The 19,298-nt window shown below is 57.7% G+C and carries 18 protein-coding genes; 7 read left to right on the top strand and 11 right to left on the bottom strand.

The window, feature by feature from the left end; genetic code table 11:
* Window positions 1–313: 313 nt before the first annotated feature.
* The 4 genes from ruvC to ACXAG1_RS07435 all read right to left on the bottom strand — a co-directional run bounded on the left by ruvC (window position 314) and on the right by ACXAG1_RS07435 (window position 3,982).
* Window positions 314–844, bottom strand: coding sequence for a crossover junction endodeoxyribonuclease RuvC (gene ruvC / locus ACXAG1_RS07450; RefSeq protein WP_156035173.1), 531 nt, complete (start codon window positions 842–844; stop codon window positions 314–316).
* 152 nt (window positions 845–996) lie between these two features.
* Window positions 997–1,740, bottom strand: coding sequence for a YebC/PmpR family DNA-binding transcriptional regulator (locus ACXAG1_RS07445; protein ID WP_475093807.1), 744 nt, complete (start codon window positions 1,738–1,740; stop codon window positions 997–999).
* 136 nt (window positions 1,741–1,876) lie between these two features.
* On the bottom strand, window positions 1,877–3,655 hold the full coding sequence (aspS, locus tag ACXAG1_RS07440) for an aspartate--tRNA ligase (protein WP_475119394.1): 1,779 nt from the start codon (window positions 3,653–3,655) through the stop codon (window positions 1,877–1,879).
* Between the two features lie 69 nt (window positions 3,656–3,724).
* Window positions 3,725–3,982, bottom strand: a complete 258-nt coding sequence (locus ACXAG1_RS07435; RefSeq protein ID WP_475093809.1) for an FmdB family zinc ribbon protein — start codon at window positions 3,980–3,982, stop codon at window positions 3,725–3,727.
* 291 nt (window positions 3,983–4,273) lie between these two features.
* Here ACXAG1_RS07435 and ACXAG1_RS07430 point away from each other — a divergent pair, with 291 nt between their 5' ends.
* From ACXAG1_RS07430 to ACXAG1_RS07410, 5 genes are all read left to right on the top strand, one after another.
* Complete coding sequence (locus tag ACXAG1_RS07430; protein ID WP_475093810.1) at window positions 4,274–4,702, top strand: HU family DNA-binding protein; 429 nt, start codon at window positions 4,274–4,276, stop codon at window positions 4,700–4,702.
* A gap of 194 nt (window positions 4,703–4,896) precedes the next feature.
* Entirely contained in the window at window positions 4,897–6,627 is a 1,731-nt protein-coding gene (locus tag ACXAG1_RS07425; RefSeq protein ID WP_475119393.1) for a proline--tRNA ligase, read from the top strand.
* Window positions 6,627–7,184 carry a lytic transglycosylase domain-containing protein gene (locus ACXAG1_RS07420; protein ID WP_475093965.1) on the top strand — a complete coding sequence of 186 codons (558 nt, stop codon included), beginning with the start codon at window positions 6,627–6,629 and terminating at the stop codon, window positions 7,182–7,184. The genes ACXAG1_RS07425 and ACXAG1_RS07420 overlap by 1 nt, the downstream gene beginning before the upstream one ends.
* Before the next feature lie 38 nt (window positions 7,185–7,222).
* A complete protein-coding gene (locus tag ACXAG1_RS07415) occupies window positions 7,223–8,275 on the top strand; it encodes a helix-turn-helix transcriptional regulator (RefSeq protein WP_475093812.1) in 1,053 nt (350 codons plus the stop codon).
* 142 nt (window positions 8,276–8,417) lie between these two features.
* Window positions 8,418–9,251 (top strand): sterol desaturase family protein, encoded by an 834-nt coding sequence (locus tag ACXAG1_RS07410; RefSeq protein WP_475093813.1) that lies wholly within the window; start codon window positions 8,418–8,420, stop codon window positions 9,249–9,251.
* 211 nt (window positions 9,252–9,462) lie between these two features.
* On the opposite strand, the gene ACXAG1_RS07405 is transcribed toward ACXAG1_RS07410, so the two are convergent.
* The gene (locus tag ACXAG1_RS07405; protein WP_475093814.1) at window positions 9,463–9,768 is read right to left on the bottom strand and encodes a c-type cytochrome; all 306 of its coding nucleotides are present in this window, start codon (window positions 9,766–9,768) and stop codon (window positions 9,463–9,465) included.
* 265 nt (window positions 9,769–10,033) lie between these two features.
* Between ACXAG1_RS07405 and ACXAG1_RS07400 the strand changes: the two genes are divergently transcribed.
* Window positions 10,034–10,936, top strand: coding sequence for a peptidyl-prolyl cis-trans isomerase (locus ACXAG1_RS07400; RefSeq protein ID WP_475119392.1), 903 nt, complete (start codon window positions 10,034–10,036; stop codon window positions 10,934–10,936).
* Complete coding sequence (locus tag ACXAG1_RS07395; protein ID WP_475119391.1) at window positions 10,933–11,739, top strand: HupE/UreJ family protein; 807 nt, start codon at window positions 10,933–10,935, stop codon at window positions 11,737–11,739. Before ACXAG1_RS07400 ends, ACXAG1_RS07395 begins: the two co-directional genes overlap by 4 nt.
* A gap of 42 nt (window positions 11,740–11,781) precedes the next feature.
* Here ACXAG1_RS07395 and ACXAG1_RS07390 read toward each other — a convergent pair whose 3' ends face one another.
* From ACXAG1_RS07390 to ACXAG1_RS07365, 6 genes are all read right to left on the bottom strand, one after another.
* On the bottom strand, window positions 11,782–12,258 hold the full coding sequence (locus ACXAG1_RS07390; RefSeq protein ID WP_043317624.1) for an Lrp/AsnC family transcriptional regulator: 477 nt from the start codon (window positions 12,256–12,258) through the stop codon (window positions 11,782–11,784).
* A gap of 107 nt (window positions 12,259–12,365) precedes the next feature.
* Window positions 12,366–13,574, bottom strand: coding sequence for a pyridoxal phosphate-dependent aminotransferase (locus ACXAG1_RS07385; protein WP_475093817.1), 1,209 nt, complete (start codon window positions 13,572–13,574; stop codon window positions 12,366–12,368).
* Window positions 13,575–13,717: 143 nt separating this feature from the next.
* Window positions 13,718–15,919: an autotransporter outer membrane beta-barrel domain-containing protein gene (locus ACXAG1_RS07380; protein WP_475119390.1), complete on the bottom strand. Its 2,202-nt coding sequence runs from the start codon at window positions 15,917–15,919 to the stop codon at window positions 13,718–13,720.
* Window positions 15,920–15,998: 79 nt separating this feature from the next.
* A complete protein-coding gene (locus ACXAG1_RS07375; protein ID WP_475119389.1) occupies window positions 15,999–16,511 on the bottom strand; it encodes a DUF2878 domain-containing protein in 513 nt (170 codons plus the stop codon).
* A gap of 92 nt (window positions 16,512–16,603) precedes the next feature.
* Entirely contained in the window at window positions 16,604–18,091 is a 1,488-nt protein-coding gene (locus ACXAG1_RS07370; RefSeq protein ID WP_475119388.1) for a cryptochrome/photolyase family protein, read from the bottom strand.
* 24 nt (window positions 18,092–18,115) lie between these two features.
* The gene (locus ACXAG1_RS07365; protein ID WP_475119387.1) at window positions 18,116–19,153 is read right to left on the bottom strand and encodes a YbgA family protein; all 1,038 of its coding nucleotides are present in this window, start codon (window positions 19,151–19,153) and stop codon (window positions 18,116–18,118) included.
* Window positions 19,154–19,298 lie beyond the last annotated feature (145 nt).

Raw genomic sequence — 19,298 nt, 5'->3', positions numbered from 1 at the left:
CGCGAGGTCCCTCTCGCAGAAGGTCTGGCAAACCTTTATCGGCAGCAGCGCCTTAAATTTTTACCAATGCTGTTTATCCCACCACGAGGTACACCCGGTGATTGCCAAGCAAGCAGCGCTACAGGGCTAAGGCTTCGATACCGGGGACACCTTCGCGGGACCGTCTGCGGCCTGGATGGCCGCAGCCGAGCCCCCAGGGATGGGTTTACGGGGGGGCGCCTAGCCCGTGTCCCGCGAAGGTGTCACCGGTAGCGGAGCCGCCACAGAACCTTTAGACAGCAAGCCCCACAACCACCCGAAACCCGAGCGCCAACTAAGTAACACTGAGCCGGCCACGCCGAAACCGAGTGCGACTCCCCGCCGAGGTTTGAATCAGCGTCTGCATGGTATGCATATGACACAAGGCAACGGCCAAAGCATCCGCCGCATCCTCTTGCGGAGAAGCGGGCAGTTTGAGCAGGGTTTTGACCATATGCTGCACCTGCAGCTTGTCGGCGCCACCATTACCTACCACCGCCTGCTTCACCTTGCGCGCTTCGTACTCAGACACAGGCAGATCCGCATGGGTGGCGGCGACGATGGCGGCGCCTCTTGCCTGACCCAGCTTTAACGCGGAGCCGGCGCTTTTCGACATAAATACGTTTTCGATGGCCATCTGCTGCGGCTGGTACTGCTGGGCAATCTGACTCACGGCGTCAAATATGAGCTTCAGGCGCTCCGGCAGTGGGCCGTCGGGGAGTTTGATCACACCGCTGGCGACGTAGCGGGCATTGGAGCGCTCGACGTCAATCAGGCCGTAACCGGTTTTGCGTGAGCCGGGGTCGATGCCCAGAATTCGGGTCACGGCAGGCTGCCCCCTGTACATTTATACAATTGTTGACGGGAAGTTTCCCAAGGTGAGGACTGGGCGTCAAGGCGGGAAGCAGATCTGCACGGTCAGTTACAAAAATGCCCCGCGATTGCGGGGCATTTTCGAAGCCGTGTAGCGGACAAGGATCAACCTAGTTCCGCCATCACTTCTTCGGGGATATCGGCGTTGGAGTAGACATTCTGCACATCGTCCAGGTCTTCCAGCATATCCACCAGCGCCATTACCTTTTCCGCCCCGTCTTTATCCATGGGGACGGTGGTGGATGGGATCATGGCGATTTCGGCATTGTCCGGCTTGAAGCCCGCTTCGGTGAGCGCATCTTTTACCGACATGTAATCGGTGAACTCGGTGGTGACTTCGATGCTGCCGTCATCGTTGGTTTCGATATCTTCGGCGCCGGCTTCCAGAGCCGCTTCCATCAGCGCATCTTCATCAACGCCGGGTTCGAAATACATCTGGCCCTTGCGGGCGAACAGGTAGGCAACGGAGCCGTCGGTACCCAGGTTGCCACCGCGCTTGGTAAACGCGTGGCGGATTTCGGCTACGGTGCGATTGCGGTTGTCGGTGAGGCATTCCACCAGTACCGCTACACCACCAACGCCGTATCCTTCATAGGTAACCGCTTCGTAGTTTTCTCCATCGGCATTGCCGGCGCCGCGGGCGATGGCCTTGTCGATGGTGTCGCGCTTCATGTTCGCGCCGAGGGCTTTATCGATGGTGGCGCGCAGTGTGGGGTTGTCATCCGGGTTGGCACCGCCTTTCGCGGCTACGGTGAGCTCGCGAATGATCTTGGTGAAAACCTTACCCCGCTTGGCGTCCTGGGCGGCCTTGCGGTGTTTGATATTGGCCCATTTACTGTGTCCTGCCATCGATAAATCTCCGGTCTTTGTTCTATATCTAAATCTGGGTCTGGCGCACTCATGCTTTTCGTCTCCCCGACGCAGGCCGGGGTCCAGCTATCTGGATTCCGGCCTGCGCCGGAATGACGATTAGAAAATACTGCCTTTAACCTACCTGCTCTTCTTTCTGGCGCAGGCGGATACTCAGTTCGCGCAGCTGCTTGGCATCTACCGCTCCCGGGGCGTCGGTCATTACACAGGCCGCGCTCTGGGTTTTCGGGAAAGCAATGACGTCGCGGATGGAGTCGCTGTCGGTCATCAGCATCACCAGGCGGTCGAGGCCAAAGGCCAGGCCGCCGTGGGGCGGTGCGCCGTACTTCAATGCGTCCAGCAGGAAGCCAAACTTCTCGCGCTGCTCCTCGGCCTCGATGCCGAGGGCGCGGAATACGGTCTGCTGCATATCCTGGTTGTGGATACGGATGGAACCACCACCCAGCTCGGTGCCGTTCAGCACCATGTCGTAGGCGCGGGACAGGGCTTCCAGCGGATTTTCTTCCAGCTCTTCTGCGGAACAGGACGGCGCGGTGAACGGGTGGTGCAGTGCGGTAACGCTGCCGTCGTCGTTCTCTTCGAACATCGGGAAGTCCACCACCCACAGCGGCGCCCACTCGGACACGTACAGATCCAGGTCTTCACCCAGCTTGCAGCGCAGTGCGCCGAGCGCTTCGGAAACCACCTTGGCCTTGTCGGAACCAAAGAAGATCAGGTCGCCGTTCTCAGCCTGTACGCGGTCAAGAATGGCCGCACGCACGTCGGTGGGCAGGAATTTTACGATCGGGGACTGCAGGCCGCCTTCCAGGTCGGACTTGTCGTTGACCTTGATGTAGGCCAGGCCCTTGGCGCCGTAGATGGACACGTACTTGGTGTAGTCGTCGATCTGCTTGCGGGTCAGCTTGTCGTTGCCGCCGGGGACTTTCAGCGCGGTCACGCGACCTTTCGGGTCGTTGGCCGGGCCGGAAAACACCTTGAAGTCCACTTGTGTCATCAGGTCCTTGATATCCACCAGCTCCAGCGGGATGCGCAGGTCCGGCTTGTCGGAACCGAATTTCGCCATCGCCTCACTGAACGGCATGCGTGGGAATTCACCCAGCTCGACACCCTTCAGCTCTTTGAACAGCTTGCGAATCATGTCCTCGGTGATGGACATGATCGCGTTCTCATCGAGGAATGCAGTCTCAATGTCGATCTGGGTGAATTCCGGCTGACGGTCTGCGCGCAGGTCTTCGTCGCGGAAACACTTGGCGATCTGGTAGTAGCGATCGAAGCCGGACACCATCAGCAGCTGCTTGAACAGCTGCGGGGACTGAGGCAGCGCGAAGAACTTGCCAGCGTGGGTGCGGCTCGGCACCAGGTAATCACGGGCGCCTTCCGGGGTAGCGCGGGTCAGGATCGGGGTTTCGATATCCAGGAAACCTTCGCCGTCCAGGTAGTTGCGGATGGCGTTGGTGATCTGGGAGCGGAAACGCAGGTTGCGCTGCATTTCGGTGCGGCGCAGGTCCAGGTAGCGGTACTTCAGACGCACGTCTTCGCCGACGGCGGTGTGCTCGTCCAGCTGGAAGGGCGGGGTTTCCGCGCTGTTGAGAATTTCCAGCTGCAGGCCGTAAACCTCGATTTCACCGGTGACCATGTTCGGGTTTACCGCTTCCGGGGCGCGGGCGCGCACACGGCCGGTAACCTTCAGGACATATTCACTGCGCACGCGATCGGCGAGTTCAAAGTGCTCTGCGGCATCCGGATCAAAGACCACCTGGGCAATACCATCGCGGTCGCGCAGGTCGATAAAGATCACCCCACCGTGATCGCGGCGGCGGTCTACCCAGCCACACAGGGTTACTTCGCGGTCAATATCGGCGGATCGCAGGGCGCCACAGTAGTCGGTGCGCATGGAGTCTTATTCCCTTAGTAGTATCGTCTTTGTTCAGCTTTCTTAGCTTCAGGTGCTCAGCTTTGCAGCTTAGCTGGCTTTCGCTTCCGAGCCACCGGATTTGCCGGCGGGCTTGGCAGTATCACCGGCAAGATTCTTCTTACTGCCGGTTTTGAAGTCGGTTTCATACCAACCGCCACCCTTGAGGCGGAATCCGGCGGCACTGATTTTTTTGCTCAATTCCGCCTGGTTGCACGCGGGGCAGTCGGTCAGCGGAGCGTCGCTCATACGCTGCAGGGCTTCCATCTGGTGCCCACAGGCCTTGCATTGGTATTCGTAAATAGGCATGGCTAATACCCGGAATATAAAGGGGCGCAGATTATACATGAGCACTTGCGAGGGAAGAAGGAGCCTGTTCACTGGAGCAACCCGGTGCTCGCAGGTAGCCTCAGGCCAGCGTTTCACGGGCCATTTTTCGGCCAAAACCCTAAAAAAAAGCACTTTTTTTCTGATTTAAGCCCGTGCGCGCGGAAAAAAACTGGATATACTTCAGCTCAGTACTTGGGTACGCCACTGGGCAAACCTTGATGTACGCCCACTTTCACTGGAAAAAACACTTACATAAGGAAGGAAGCTAACATGGCCGCAAAGAAGAAAGTCGCAGCTAAGAAAGCCCCCGCCAAGAAGACTGCAGCCAAAAAGGCTCCAGCCAAGAAAGCAGCAGCCAAGGCCGCTCCGGCCAAGAAAGTGACTGCAATCAAAGAGAAGTACACCAAAACCCAGATCCTGAACCAGATCGCCGAGAAGACCGAACTGTCCCGCAAACAGGTTCAGTCTGTCCTGGACGAGCTGACCGATGTGATCGAAGGTCACGTGAAGAAGCGCGGCGTGGGCGAATTCGCCCTGCCGGGCCTGCTGAAGATCACCACCGTGAAGAAGCCGGCCAAAAAAGCCCGCAAAGGCATCAACCCCTTCACCGGCGAAGAGACCATGTTCAAGGCCAAGCCTGCGAGCATCCAGGTGAAAATCCGCCCGCTGAAGAAGCTGAAGGAAATGGCCGAGTCCTGAGTCTCGCCGCCTTTAGTCCCGAAAACCCCGCTTTTGCGGGGTTTTCTGTTTATGGGCGCCTCGTTACAGGGCCTCTCCTGCCTGTCTCTTCTCTCAGCCACTATCAACGCCAATCAGCTGCTCTACCAAAACAGGCCTCCGGCAGCGTAAAATGGCCGTCCTGAAATTTTCCCGGAAAAAGCTAAGAAACCACTATGCGCGCATCCCGCTACCTGATTGCCACCCAGAAAGAAACCCCCAATGACGCAGTGGTCATCAGCCATCAGCTGATGCTGCGCGCGGGCATGATCCGCCGCCTGTCCTCCGGACTCTACACTTGGCTGCCCACCGGCCTGCGCGTACTGCGCAAGGTGGAGCGCATTGTGCGCGAGGAAATGAACAGCGCCGGCGCCCTGGAAGTGCTGATGCCGGTAGTGCAACCGGCGGACCTGTGGGAAGAATCTGGCCGCTGGCAACAGTACGGTCCGGAGCTGCTGCGTATCCAGGATCGCCACGACAATCCTTTCTGCCTGGGCCCGACCCACGAGGAAGTGATCACAGATCTGATTCGCACCGAGGTCAACAGCTATAAGCAGCTGCCGGCGAACTTCTACCAGATCCAGACCAAATTCCGCGATGAGATTCGCCCGCGCTTCGGCGTGATGCGCGCGCGCGAGTTCACCATGAAGGACGCCTACTCCTTTCACCTGGGCGCAGACTCCCTGCAGGAAACCTACGACGTCATGCACGGCGCCTACTGTCGCATCTTCGACCGCATCGGCCTGGACTACCGCCCGGTACTGGCGGACACCGGCTCCATCGGCGGCTCCCACTCCCACGAATTCCACGTACTGGCCCAGAGTGGAGAGGACGATATCGCCTTCTCTACCGAGAGCCGTTACGCGGCAAACGTGGAGCTGGCAGAAGCAGTCGCTCCGGCAGGCGAGCGCCCAGCCCCGGCCAAAGAAATGGCCGAGCTGCACACTCCCGGCCAGAAGACCATTGCTGCTCTTGAAGAGACTTTCGGCATCGCCGCAAACTCTTCGGTGAAAACCCTGATCGTGCTGGGCGAGACCGAAGAAGAGGGCGAGACCGCGCCGCTGGTGGCACTGGTGCTGCGCGGCGATCACGACCTGAACGAACTGAAAGCCGAGAAGCTGGCCGGCGTAGCCAGCCCGCTGCAGTTTGCCCCGGAAGCACGCATCGCCGAAGAACTCGGTTGCGGTATCGGCTCCCTCGGCCCGGTGGGCATGAAGATCGATGTGATCGTCGATCGCGCCGCCGCGCACCTGGCGGACTTCGTGTGTGGCGCCAACAAGGACGATTACCACCTCACCGGCGTGAACTGGGAGCGCGATGCGGCCATTTCCCGCATCGAAGACCTGCGCAATGTAGTGCCCGGTGATGCCAGCCCCGACGGCCAGGGCACGCTGGAAATCAAGCGCGGCATCGAAGTCGGCCACATTTTCCAGCTCGGCACCAAGTACAGTGAGGCGATGAAGGCCACGGTACTGGACGAAAACGGCAAAGAGCAGGTCATGACCATGGGCTGCTACGGCATAGGTGTTTCCCGCGTGGTAGCAGCGGCGATTGAACAGAATCACGATGACGCAGGCATCATCTGGCCGGAAGCGATCGCGCCTTTCCAGCTGGCCATCGTGCCAATCAACATGCAGAAGAGTGAAGCGGTGCAGCAGAAATGCGAGCACATCTACGAGGCCCTTACTGCAAAAGGCATCGATGTCCTGCTGATGGACGAGCCCAAGGCACGCCTGGGCGGCATGCTGGCGGATACCGAGCTGATGGGGATTCCGCACCGTATCGTGGTGGGTGACCGCGGCCTGGAAAAAGGCAACATCGAGTACAAAGGGCGCCGGGATTCCCAGAACCAGGAGTTCTCCGCGGACCAGATCCTCGACATCCTGCTCGAGAAAATCCCACATTGATCCGTGCAGCCATCGCCACATTTCTGCTGACGCTACTCAGCAGTGCGGTATCCGCCCAGGTCAAAGAGGTGGATCCACAGCTGTTGCTGGCATTGAAGGGCGCCGTCACCGAGGCGGATTCCTTTGCGGATCGCTTTGATGCGGAAGTGTGGTTGATGGCCAAATCCCAACCACTGGCACGCTACATCAAAGATCCTGAGGAACGCATGACCGTGCTCAAGGCGATCCACCGCGAAGCGACCCGCGCCGGATTGCAGCCGGAAATTGTGCTGGCGGTGATTCAGATTGAAAGTGCATTTGACCCCTACGCCGTTTCCCGCGTGGGCGCCCAGGGCATGATGCAGGTGATGCCGTTCTGGAAAAATGAAATTGGCCGCCCGGAGGACAATCTCATCGATATGGAAACCAACCTCCGTTACGGCTGTACCATCCTCAAGCACTACATCAAAAAGGCCAAGGGCAATATGCCGAATGCACTGGCCTACTACAACGGTAGCTACGGGCGGCACACCTATAGCCGCAAAGTGCTGGACGCCTGGGTGGAGCGCTGGCGCTAGCCAGCAATAAAAAATAGCGGCAACCAGAGAGGGTTTCGGTGACATACGTATTTTTTACCGGCGCCGCCTGTAGCCTGCTGCTGCTTGCAACGGCGCGGATCGCGTTTGGCCACAGACGCCGCGACAGCCGCTGGTTACTGGTGCTTCTCACCGGTATTCTTGTGTACCTGCTCAGGCCGATTCTGGAGCATCAGGATCCGGCCATCAACTTGCTGATTGACTTACCCACCATCGTCATTCCCGCGGCATTCTGGCTGTTTGCCCACCAGCTGTGCGCCGAGAGCGAGGCATTTCCTCACTGGGGATGGGGGTTAATCGCGCTGGAACTTGCCATTGATTTAGCCAGCCAGTTCGCTATCCACCCGCTTTTCTACTGGCTGGCACAGCCACTCAAACTCGCGCTGATTGTCGCCGGCATTGTCACCTTGTTTCAGCAATTCCAGTCCGACCTGGTAGCTGAGCGCCGGCAACTGCGCGTCGCTCTGCTCATCGCCATAGGTGGCTACATGGTAATCGTGGTGTGTGCGGAATTTCTGTTTTCGTACCTCCCCACCCCGGTGGGTATTCCCACCCTGCACGCCATCATGGCTGCGCTGCTGGCATTCGGCGCCTGCCTGTGGCTCCTTGCGCTGTCGCCAAAGGCGCTGGCGGAGTCCCTGCCTCTCAAGCAGGATACGCCCTCCTCCGAACAATCTGCGGACCCGGAAAATCCAGAGGCACCGGCCAGTGGACCTCTGGACCCGAACCAGAGAGCCCTCTTGGAAAAATTACAGGGTCACATGGAAAGCGGCGGCTACCGACATACCGGTCTGACCATTCGCGAGCTGGCCGAGCAGCTGGACACGCGGGAACACATACTTCGCGCACTCATCAACAAACACCTGGGGTTTCGCAATTTTAACGAGTACCTGAACCAGTACCGTATCGATGAAGCGAGCCGCCGCCTGGTGGACCCGAATGAAGCGCACCTGCCGGTGCTGAGCATTGCACTGGATATTGGCTACCGCTCACTCAGCCCGTTCAACGCCGCATTCAAACGCCGGCACAATTGCACACCGACCGAATTCCGCAAAGAGTTCTTGCCCGCCTGAATGGGATTTCCTGCGGAATCCGTCAGCTTTTGTTCGATTCCCGCAAGCCCCGTACCCGCAAATACTGCACACTACACGCACCTCGCCCATATGGGGTTGGCGCGAAACAATAACCATAACAAATGACAATGAGGAGCTCGACATGGAGTTGCTGGGGGCATATTCGTGGGAAGTTGTGCAAAATTGGGGCCGGCACTTTCAGCAGGATCTGTTCCGCTACCTACTGGCAGCCACCCTGATGAGTCTATCCGTCAGCTTTCTTTTTCGTGGCTGGATGAATCGACGCCGGCTGCAGCGGCGGCGTGCGAGCTGGAAGGATATTCGCCGGGAGATCCGCTTTTCCATGCTCACTCTGGGCATTTTCGCCACTGTCGGATTTGTTACCAGTGTCCTGCGCAGCTGGGATTTGATCCACATTTACTGGCAGTGGCAGGCCTATCCTCTGTGGTGGAATCTGGCCAGTTTACCCGTGCTGATCCTGATTCATGATGCCTACTTTTATTGGACCCATCGCACCATGCACCACCCCCGGCTGTTCAAGCATTTCCATCGGGTGCACCACCTTTCCCGAACCCCGACGCCCTGGGCGGCCTACAGCTTCTCGGTGGGTGAAGGGCTACTTATGGCAGTTTTCTCCCCGTTGATTCTGATGCTGATTCCGCTGCATGCGCTGGTCTGGCTGGCCTTTATTTTTATTATGATCTTTCGCAATACCATGCTGCACGCCGGGTGTGAATTCCATCCCAGGGGATGGGTTGACGGGCCGCTAGATATGCTGACCACAACTACCCACCACGACCTGCACCATCAGCGTTTTCAGGGGAACTACGGGTTTTACTTTACCTGGTGGGATCGCTGGATGGGCACAGAATTTTCGAACTACAAAGACGTGTTCAGACAGGCTGTTGATGGGAAGTTCAGCGATACAAACGAGCACCCCGAAAAAGAGAGCGCTCGACACCCATCCATGCCGTAGTGTGCACTGCACAAAAATTCAATGGTATTACGGGTGGAAAACACCGACATAATTATTGTAAAGCCGCGAGCCAATTGGCGCCTTGTAGGCCACAATAATTCTTGCAGGACCTGCTCTGCAGGCAATTAGCCCAGTCACCACCTCGCCTGTAGTTCAGGCTCCTGCAAACCTGATCTCCGCACACAAATCATCGCGCACCATCGTCAGTGCTCTATGGCTTGGGCGATGACATATATTTGATCAGCGCCTTGTAGTCCTCATCACTACAGTCAGAACACATACCCCCGGGCGGCATGGCGTTGAGTCCATTTTTCACAGAACTCAGCAATGTATCCATTCCCTTGTCGAGATGCGGCTTCCAGGCCTCCACATCGTGCACCTTGGGCGCGTTGGCTACGCCGGTGTCGTGGCAGATATGACAGGATTTCTGGTACTTTTCTTCTACGGCGTCAGCCAGTGCGACACTGCATGCCAGGAAACTGGCAATGCCAACCATGCAAATCATTGACGTTTTCATAGTACACACCCAATTGGTTTATCGATTCCCTGCCATCTAAAAATCCACGGGGAAGTGTAGTTTCAACTTGCCGCGAATTACTACATTCGTTACCCGAACTGGCGCACGGCACTTTGACAGCCCAACTATATTGGCTGTCGGGCAGGCCGGGTTTCCGCAATGCCAGCCGACTCCCTGAACATGAACTATCCTCACTAGCATGAGAAGGTCTTCTCATACGCTTTGACTGTTCCCAGCAATAACACCCATAAGCCGGAGCGCACAGATGAAGCAGCATTGGATCAAAGACCCCAGTGTCCAGTTTGCCCTGATCGGAGCACTACTCTTTGGCATCAATAGTCTTTTTCAGGATAGACAATCCGCCAGCTCCGACGACATCTTCGTTTCTGAAGCCCGGGTTCAGCACATCTCTGCAATCTTTGAGCGGAACTGGCAGCGCCCACCCACTACCGAGGAGCTGCGAAGTCTCATCGGCGACTATGTGCGGGAAGAGGTGTTGTACCGGGCGGCACTGAACATGGGGCTCGATCAGGACGATGCGGTGATTCGCCAGCGCCTGCGCACAAAAGTTGAACGTTTGGCGGAAGACCTGGCTGACGCCATTGAGCCCGCCGAGCCAGTGCTCCAACAGTACCACCAGAACAACCTGAACAGATACACCCGCCCCGCCCGCTACAGCTTTGAGCAGATATTTCTCGACAGCAATAAACGCGCGGAAGTCGCGGAAGATGCCCGCATAGTATTGACCCGCCTGACCGCCGGCAGAGATCCACGGGATCTGGGCGACCGCTCACTGCTTGATTACCAATTCGAGTCCATCACACCGGCCCGCATTGACCGCGTATTTGGCAGCGACTTCTCCCTGCAGCTAACCGACATTCCCATCAATGAATGGACCGGCCCATTGACCTCGGCGTATGGCGAGCACCTGGTGCGTATCCGCCAGCGGGATCCGCAACTGCAGCCGGAGTTTGCTGAAGTGCGTGTGGAAGTATTGCGTGACTGGCAGGAGGAAGAGCGCCGCAACGCTTTGCAGACCCAATACGAGACCTTGCGCCGCAAATACGATATCTCAATCGTTGAACTACCACTTGCCGACAGCGTCAAACCAGTGACCAGAGTAGCGGACGGATCACCGGCCGTGTCACAGGAGGTCGTCCGCCCGTGAAACGGCTGTTGCTGGTACTTGCCCTGCTTCTTTCCTGTGTCGCACAGGCAAATGAACAGCGCCCCGCGGCCCTCTTCCCGGAAGAGAGCGCCCGGTCACTATCCGAACCGAACTCGATGATTGCGGGCGAATATAATGTGGAACGCTGGAAAGCCAGCCTTCCGCAGGTACGGATAGAAAGCAAAGCAGGCAAAAAGGAGATTGCCAACGTGTACTTTGTTTTGGGGGTTGAACAAATCCTGCTCGGGATCGACCACCTGCTGTTTGTGCTGGCCCTGATGGTCCTGGCCAGCGGCACGCGGCAGCTGGTGACAACAATCACTGCGTTTACCCTTGCGCACAGCATCACCCTGGCGGCAGCGGTTCTGGGTACCTTGAAGCTACCGCAGGGTCCGCTTGAAGCCGTGATTGCGCTCAGTATTGTGTTTATCGCGGTGGAAATACTGCACAAACTTGAAGGCCGCTCAACACTGGCCATTCGCAAACCCTGGCTGGTGGCATTCGGGTTTGGCCTTCTACACGGATTTGGCTTTGCCGGTGCCCTGTCAGATATGGGTGCACCCACACACGAGGTTCCGCTGTCACTGGCGGTGTTCAACCTAGGAATAGAAGCCGGGCAACTGGCGTTTATTGCGGCGGTCAGCCTGGTGATGCTGGCACTAAGAAAGTTACCCGGAGTGCATCAGTGGGAGCTGCGCACCGGCCACACTGCGACAGTAGCCAGCGCGCTGCCGGTTGCCTACCTGGTCGGCGGCGTTGCCGCACTGTGGCTGGTGGACAGGACAATCGCTCTGGTAGTGTGAAGTTCTCCACTGTGGGCTGCGCGGCTGGGCCGGGGCCTCATTCTAATCCTGAAACAATAATTCCAGAGGATAGCCGTTGAACGGCTTGGTTTTCTCGATGACAAGGTGCGAGGTCATGCGGGTGATCGCCGCATCTTCGTCCGCCAGCAATTGCTCGGATACGCGGTTAAAATCACCCGCATCCGGACATACAAAGCGCAACATATAGTCAAACTCTCCGGACATCTTCACACAGGACACGATCTGCTCGATCTTGTTGATTGCACGCCGAAAGCTTTCACTGGTGCGGGCGTCCTGTCGCTTCAGGGCCACGTTCACGTAAAACTCCGCGTGTCGGACTTTGTCCAGATTCACTTCCGCCTGGTATTCGCGAATAAACTTTTCGCTGGTCAGTTTTTTCACCCGCGCCAAGCAGGCACTTTCCGACAGGCCAATCTGATCCGCCAGGTTCAAATTGCTGATGCGTGCATTCGTCTGCAGGACTTCCAGGATCTTCAGGTTATGGCGATCTATTTTCACGGCTAATTTTTATCGACTGAATAATATTTTGGGGTCAATTTTCGAACAGCATAGCGGGAAACCCGCCGCGCGGGAACACGCAGATCTATTTGTATCTCCTTGCCGCTCTACCCCGCCTTCCGGCAACCGCCCACCACAAACCGTTCGATTCGATCGAGCGCGCGGGTAAGCTCCACGTCGTCGGCGGCGAGGGTCAGTCGCACATGGTTGACGGCACTTGGGCCGAACGGCTTGCCGGGTAGCACCGATACCAGTTCCGCATCGAGCAGTGCGCCAGCAAAGGCCTCACCATCTTCTGCCACCGCAGACACATCCACCATCACAAACATCCCCGCTTCCGGGGAGTAACAATTGAGCCCGGGAATTTTCCCGACACGCTCGACAATCAGGTCACGGCGTTTTTCATAGGCGTCGCGCATCTGCTTCACAAAGTAGGTATCAAACTCCAGGGCAAAGGCGGCGGCCTCCTGAATAAACTGCGGCACGCCGAAAATGGTGGCGCCGGCATATTCGATCAGGCGCTCTACCAGCTCGCCCTGCGCGACGGCCCACCCCAGACGCCAACCGCTCATGGCGTGGGACTTGGACAAGCCATCAATGACGATCACATTGTCGAGATGCTCCGCGGCGGTCCGCAGCGAGGTGTGGCGGCGGGCAAAGGTGATCATGGAGTACATCTCATCGGAGATCAGCCAGATGTTGCGTGCCCGGCAGTATGCCGCAAGTTCACGCAACTGCTCCGGCGTCGCCATGGCGCCGGTGGGGTTCACAGGGGTGTTGATCATCACCGCCCGGGTTTCGTCAGAAATGGCCCGCTTGATGGACTCAATCTCGAACGCGAACCCCTGATCTGCGGGGCAGGAGACTTTCTTGACGTCCAGCTGCAAGGCGTCGGTAATCGGCACATAACCAATATACATGGGCTCGGGAATGACGACCTGCTCGCCGGGATTGAGCAGGCAAGACAGAACCGCATAAATCGCGTTGGTACCACCGGGGAAAACCACCACGTCATTCGGGTCACAGGGGTGCGGGCTGACCTTGCTTTCGATATCCGCAATGGCTCGCCGCAACATCAACTCGCCGGCCGCCGGTGAATAGTGCGTGCGGCCGACACCCAGACGCGCGCGGGCGAAATCGAGGATAGGCTCCGGGGTGTCGAAGTTCGGGTCACCCACACACAGGAAGATGACATCTTCGCCCTTGTCCGCCAGTGCATGGGCGCGGTCGCTGACGGCCCAGACGTCGGCGTCGGCGGAATGGAGGGCCTGGCTCTGCTTGCTAAATCGCGGGGTGTACATCTTCGGATCCGTCATTGGTGGTTGTTATGGAGGTGTTTTGCCTCTCCATAAGGTAACAACCGGGGGAGCAATCCATGTCGCTTAGACCCAGAGGTTTTCGCAGCAGGCCGATTATTTCGCGGGGTTTACCGCAGAAAATTCGGCGGCTGGCGCGCCCGTCAGAAGCGGTAATTCAGGCTTAGCCCGCCAACCGTATCCTCCGGCCGGATAAGCACATCCGCTGCAACCCGCAACTTCTCGTTAATGTTCACCCCGACCATGGCGCCCACCCCATTCTGGAAAACACCCGCATTCTTACTGCGATAGGACGGCAGGCGCGCCCAGTTGAGGTAGATGGAGTTCACCCCGATTCCCAGATCCTGATAGTCATCCCCGGCGGTGTGTTCAAGCCAGAACTCACCAAACCAACGGCGCTCGACATCTTCCGGACTGTTGTAGAAAAAGCCCGCCTTGCAGCGCCGGTAATCCCGGTCCTGCCCGTGTACCCAGAGCCCCAGGGGATCAAGTCGCTGGCCCCAGGCTCCTGTGTAGGTATAGCGATCGGCCGTTTTCTCGTGGAAGCCGTTCACGTCGACACGTGTCCATTCGATGGCGGCAAAAGGTCCCATACGGCTGCTCAGATTGGGCGTAGCATCATAGCCGCCGCGTATAAAAGCACTGTATCCGTCTCCATCGGTGCTGCCGTCCAGGCGATGGCTGAAGTGATCGCCGAGATAGAGGGTACGCTGAATATCGTCGTACTGGATATCGGAAAAAGTTAACGCCCCATCCAGAAACCAGAAATCATCATCCCAGCGCGCAAAGGCACTCAGGTTGAAATTACGCGCCTTGAAAAAAATGTCGGTGGGCTCGTATTCACTGCCGCCGTAGGACATTCCCAGGCCCCATTCAAGATGCTCAAAGCCCGCGAAGCTCATACCGAAGAACCCGTCCCAGGCTGGATATTCGTCGTTGATGGCAGGTGTGACACCCAGTTCCGTGTGGCCCACGCTGGCACCAAAAAATACGGTGGTATAGGGGTCACTGTACCGCTGAGAGATCAGGTGATGATCGATATTGATACGGTGCTGGCGCGTGTTTTCATATCCGAGGTCCGGTAGTACACCAAAGTTCACCGCCGCGGTGAGCGTTTCATAATAGTAATCTGCCAGCAGTTGCTGACCGGCCAGCGTGGGGTGAATGCTGTCGTAAAAAATCAGCATGTCCGCATTGGGGTTGGTGCCATTGGCGCCGTAAACCGGGTGTGGATTGGCACAGTTGGTGTAGCAGGTTGCACTTTGATTGATGGGAGCAAAACCAAATGCGGCCGGGTCGTCTATCGCCAGCTCCAGCAGCCCTTCCATGTCCAGCAGCAGGATATTGCCAATGTCATTGACCTGCCGGCGCAACTGGTTGTTGAAATACTCGGTGCCCATATTGGCGTAGTTGATTGCCGCCTGCCCCTGCGCATAAATCGCGGGTGTGGCGCCAATGCGCGGCGCGTTTGTCATGGCAATGTATTTGGCTCCGGCAAAGCGCAATTCCTGCCCGGCAGTGGACAAAAATCTTGCTGCTCGCGCCATAGAGTCCCGATTGATGGTACCGCTGCGCACTCCGTCGAGAATATTGTTACCGCCGCCATTGAGAAAAAAGAGATCGTTGGAGCGAACACTGTTCTGCGGCAGGTAGCCTTGCCCGGTGGCAAAGGGTACGCCGGTCAGAGTGATATTGTTGTTCGGGTCATCCACCAGCGCCTGCAGGGCCTCGGGGTCGTTAAATGCGCTGGTGGCGGCAATGACTTCCGCCTCGCTCAGGTACGGACTTTCCCCCATCGCTGGATCGCAGACACCATCAGGGCCGCAGCGGCTGGAATCCGGCAGGATGGTGGTCAGGGTGTTGTGATCGGCCACGGTCGTGTTAGGGAACAGCTGACGGAAACGCTGGGGACCAACCAGGTCCAGTAACACGTCTGCGGTGCGGTTGCCTCCCACTGCCCAGTTCGGGCCATTGGTCAGAACCGAGTTGGTGATCTGTTGCAGCTGCTGCTCCAGCGAACCGCCAGCGGGCGCACAGGGAATGGCTCCGCCAAACGCGGGCCCAAGGCCGTAGCAGGAGTTTAGTTTCGGCAGGCCGAGGCTGTCGGCCAGAAAGGAGACCGCCGGCTGCCGGGGATAGACGCCGTCCGGGTCGGAAGAAGTAAACACACCGGCATTGCCGTTGTCCGAGAGACTATCGCCAAACACCACCAGCGAGCCGTACAGGGGCTCTTCTGCCATACCGGAAGGCACATGCAGTCCGGCCAACACCGCCAGCGCAATCGCCGCCGGCAATCCCGCCACTCTTTTAGATACTTTGTTGCGTCCTAGCGTGTCTCGCAGCACTGGGCTCTCCTTGCCTACGCGAAATTTTGTGGCAAGTATAGGTCAGTCACGAGCATGAAATTTTAATGAAAGGGGATCATCAGGCGCGGCTTTCCGCAGAATCCATCTGATCGACCAATGGCACCAGCAGCCTGCTGATTACCGTGGCCAGCAAGCCCCACACCACCGAGATGATCAGCAGGCACTGCCATTCGGGACGCCCCCAGCTCGCTGGGCCCAAATGTATGCTGTTTGCATAGAACACAGGCGCTGCCAAGAGCCCGGTCAAAAAACAACACAAATGATTGCTGACCAGCCAGGCTAACGAGTGACGAATCGTGATCGACAGCATTGCCCAGATGCAGATAGACCAGGCAGGGGGCAGGTTGGTGCCGTAATCCAGAACACCACTGGCCATAAAGGCCCACTCGACCGCAAATCCACAAAAAATAAATCCGAGGACCACGAAAATATCTCGGATATCCCGCCACACCACAAAATGCAGCATTAACACCACAAACAGGGCAATCAACGCCATGGCATTGCCAAAGAGTAGAGCCATCCACCACCCGACGACAAACAGGGCGAAGTTGGCCAGTTTTTTATAATGCATTGGGCGACTCATTCATCAGAAGCATTCTGTACCGCGAGCGCAATATCCCCGGCAATTTTCCGGATTGATACAGGAAATAAATCAGAGGATTGCTATTTCTTCAAGTTTGCGAAGACCTCAATTGCAGTTTTGCGGGATTCAGTCACATCGCATATGGGCGGTGGGTAACCGTGTTCGGAGAACAGGTCCCGGGGCGGGCAGTGGATATCGCGATCCGACAGTTCTGCAAGCTCCGGGATAAAAGTCCGGATAAAGTTGCCCTCTGGATCAAAGCGCCGGGACTGACTGTAGGGATTAAACACGCGAAAGTACGGTGCTGCATCGGTTCCGGTAGACGCCGCCCACTGCCAACCGCCGTTGTTGGCCGCAAAGTCCGCATCCACCAGCTGCTGCATAAAATATTGCTCCCCTTTGCGCCAATCGGTGAGCAGGTTTTTGGTGAGGAAGGAGGCCACCACCATGCGCAACCGGTTGTGCATCCATCCGGTTTGATTCAATTGCCTCATTGCCGCATCGACAATGGGGACACCGGTTTTCCCCTCGCACCAGTCCTCAAAATCCCGTGCCCGGGTGGACCAGGGCACCTGCTCTGTTTCCGGCTTGAAAGGTTTGTTGCGGCAGACCCGAGGAAAATTGACCACCAGGTGCTGGTAAAACTCCCGCCACAGCAGTTCGCTCAGCCAGGTACCTGCCCCCTCACTGCGCCCAGCCCAACAACCGCCGTTCGCTTCTACCGCCATACTCACACATTGACGAATGGAGACAGCGCCACAATTCAGGTACGGGGAGATTCGCGACGTATTGTCGCGAGCGGGGAAGTCTCGCCAGCGGTCGTAATCATCAATAATTTCCGCGAAGGCGTTGAGCGCCCGCATTCCGGCGGCTTCGCCGGCCGGCCAGTCCAGCACACGCTTCGCACCACCATCGGCCACCGCGTAATCCCCCACCGTGTCGGGAATCCGTCGTACCAGGTTGTTGTCGCCATCGACCGCAATCCAGTCAGGCCAACTCGTCCACTGCTCGGGTGTGCGCGCACGCGGTGGGGGCAGAGGGGCAAAGGCCTCCCCACTATTGTCATGGGCGGCGATAAATGCCCGCTTGAACGGTGTAAATACCTTGAAGCCATCCCCGCTGCCGGTGGTAAGACTGCCCGGAGGAATCAGGGTGCGATCCGTACACAGCTCGAGCGGAACCTGCCGCTTTTTCAATTGCGCGCGCGCCGCCTGATCGCGCGCCATTTCATTGACGGGGTACTCTGCATTGGCAAACAGCGCATCCACTTCGAGCTTCTCCACAATCTGCGCCATTGCCGCTGGCACATCAGAGAATGCCGGCAATTCCAGGAAATACAGCGGGATGTGCTTTTTCCCGAGAGCAGCTTGCAACTGCACCAGGCTGCGCAATCGCATGGCAATCACATTGTCGCCATCACCGTGGCTGCGCCAGGTTTCCGGGCAGGCGATGAAGATGGCGGCCAAACGTTCACAGCCTTTCGCCGCGCGATACAGCGCGGTGTTATCCGCAACACGCAAATCATTGCGAAACCACACCAAACCTCGTTGATACGTTTTTTCAGCCATAAAATGCGTTCTGCTGGTGCTCGATTACTGGAAATCGCAGAGTCCCAGCTCTGCAGGCTCGGCTGCAAGCAGCACCTGGTTGTGAATGAAGCTGTGTGGACTGCGTGGCAGAAAGTGGCGAAGTAGCGTAAGCACCGCCGACAAGGGCTTGCGCCCCAACCGGTATTCCTCGATCAGCGCACTGAGCTCTGCTTTCTCGCGCTTATCAAGGAATTCGCTCAGATGGCCGGCACTGTGCATCAGCGCGTTGGTACGGTCTTTACGCGAAGCAGGACGGGAGAGAATATCCATAATGCGCCCGCGCACCTCGAACGCCAGATCGTCTTCTGCCATGGACTTTGCATGCGCCAGCAGTCGACCCAATTCGCGCGTTTTATCTTGATGGTGTGCCAATAGTAGGTATTTATAAGCGGTATAAAATTCGATAATACGCGCCAGGTAGGAGGCCGCGGTTGCAGGGCCGGAGGCGTTTTTTGTGGTGTCTTCGAGCGGGTCGCTCCCATCGAGCTCGACGTAGCGGAACCAGGCATCGTATGCGAACACTCTGGTGAGGAAATTCTCCCGCAGCTCACTGTTGTTCAGCCGTCCGACCTCTTCCATAGGCAGGTGGGGGTACTGTTGCTGTAGGCGCCGGGCAAAGACGCCGACCCCTTCACTGTCGATACCGTGACCATTGTCCAGGTAGCGGCGCACACCGCGCAGGCCACAGCTGGGAGAATTCTGCATAAAGATATAACCGCGGACCTTTTCCAACTGGGGTACCACCGAGTCCGCGTACTCCCGCAGCGGCGCGGTCACATCCACGTCCGGATCTTCCACCCCCACAACACGCACCGCATCCACCGGCGCACTGGCCTTCTCTACCAGCAGGTGGATGGGTTTGCGCGGCACGCCCATGCCGATGGCCACCTCCGGGCACAGGGGCACATACTCAAAACACTGACTCAGCAGCTCGGTACACACCTTGCTGTGTTTGTGACCACCGTTGTAGCGCACCGGGTCACCCATGGCGCACTGGCTGATGCCAATGGGGATTTTTCGACCTTGCTGCTGTATTTTCATCAGTCTTCTCACCCGGACAGCTTTCTCCGTCTTCTCTAAGTCTACTCTACGTCCCCGGCCGCACAGTGGATGACCCGGCGATGCACATGCCCCACCGCAATAATCCAACGCAAACCGGCGAAATTCCCGGTAATTGTTGCGCGGC

It is taken from the genome of Microbulbifer sp. ABE4_465, assembly GCF_056160765.1.
The sequence above is the reverse complement of the archived record's forward strand: the minus strand, read 5'-3'. Positions and strand labels throughout refer to the sequence as shown.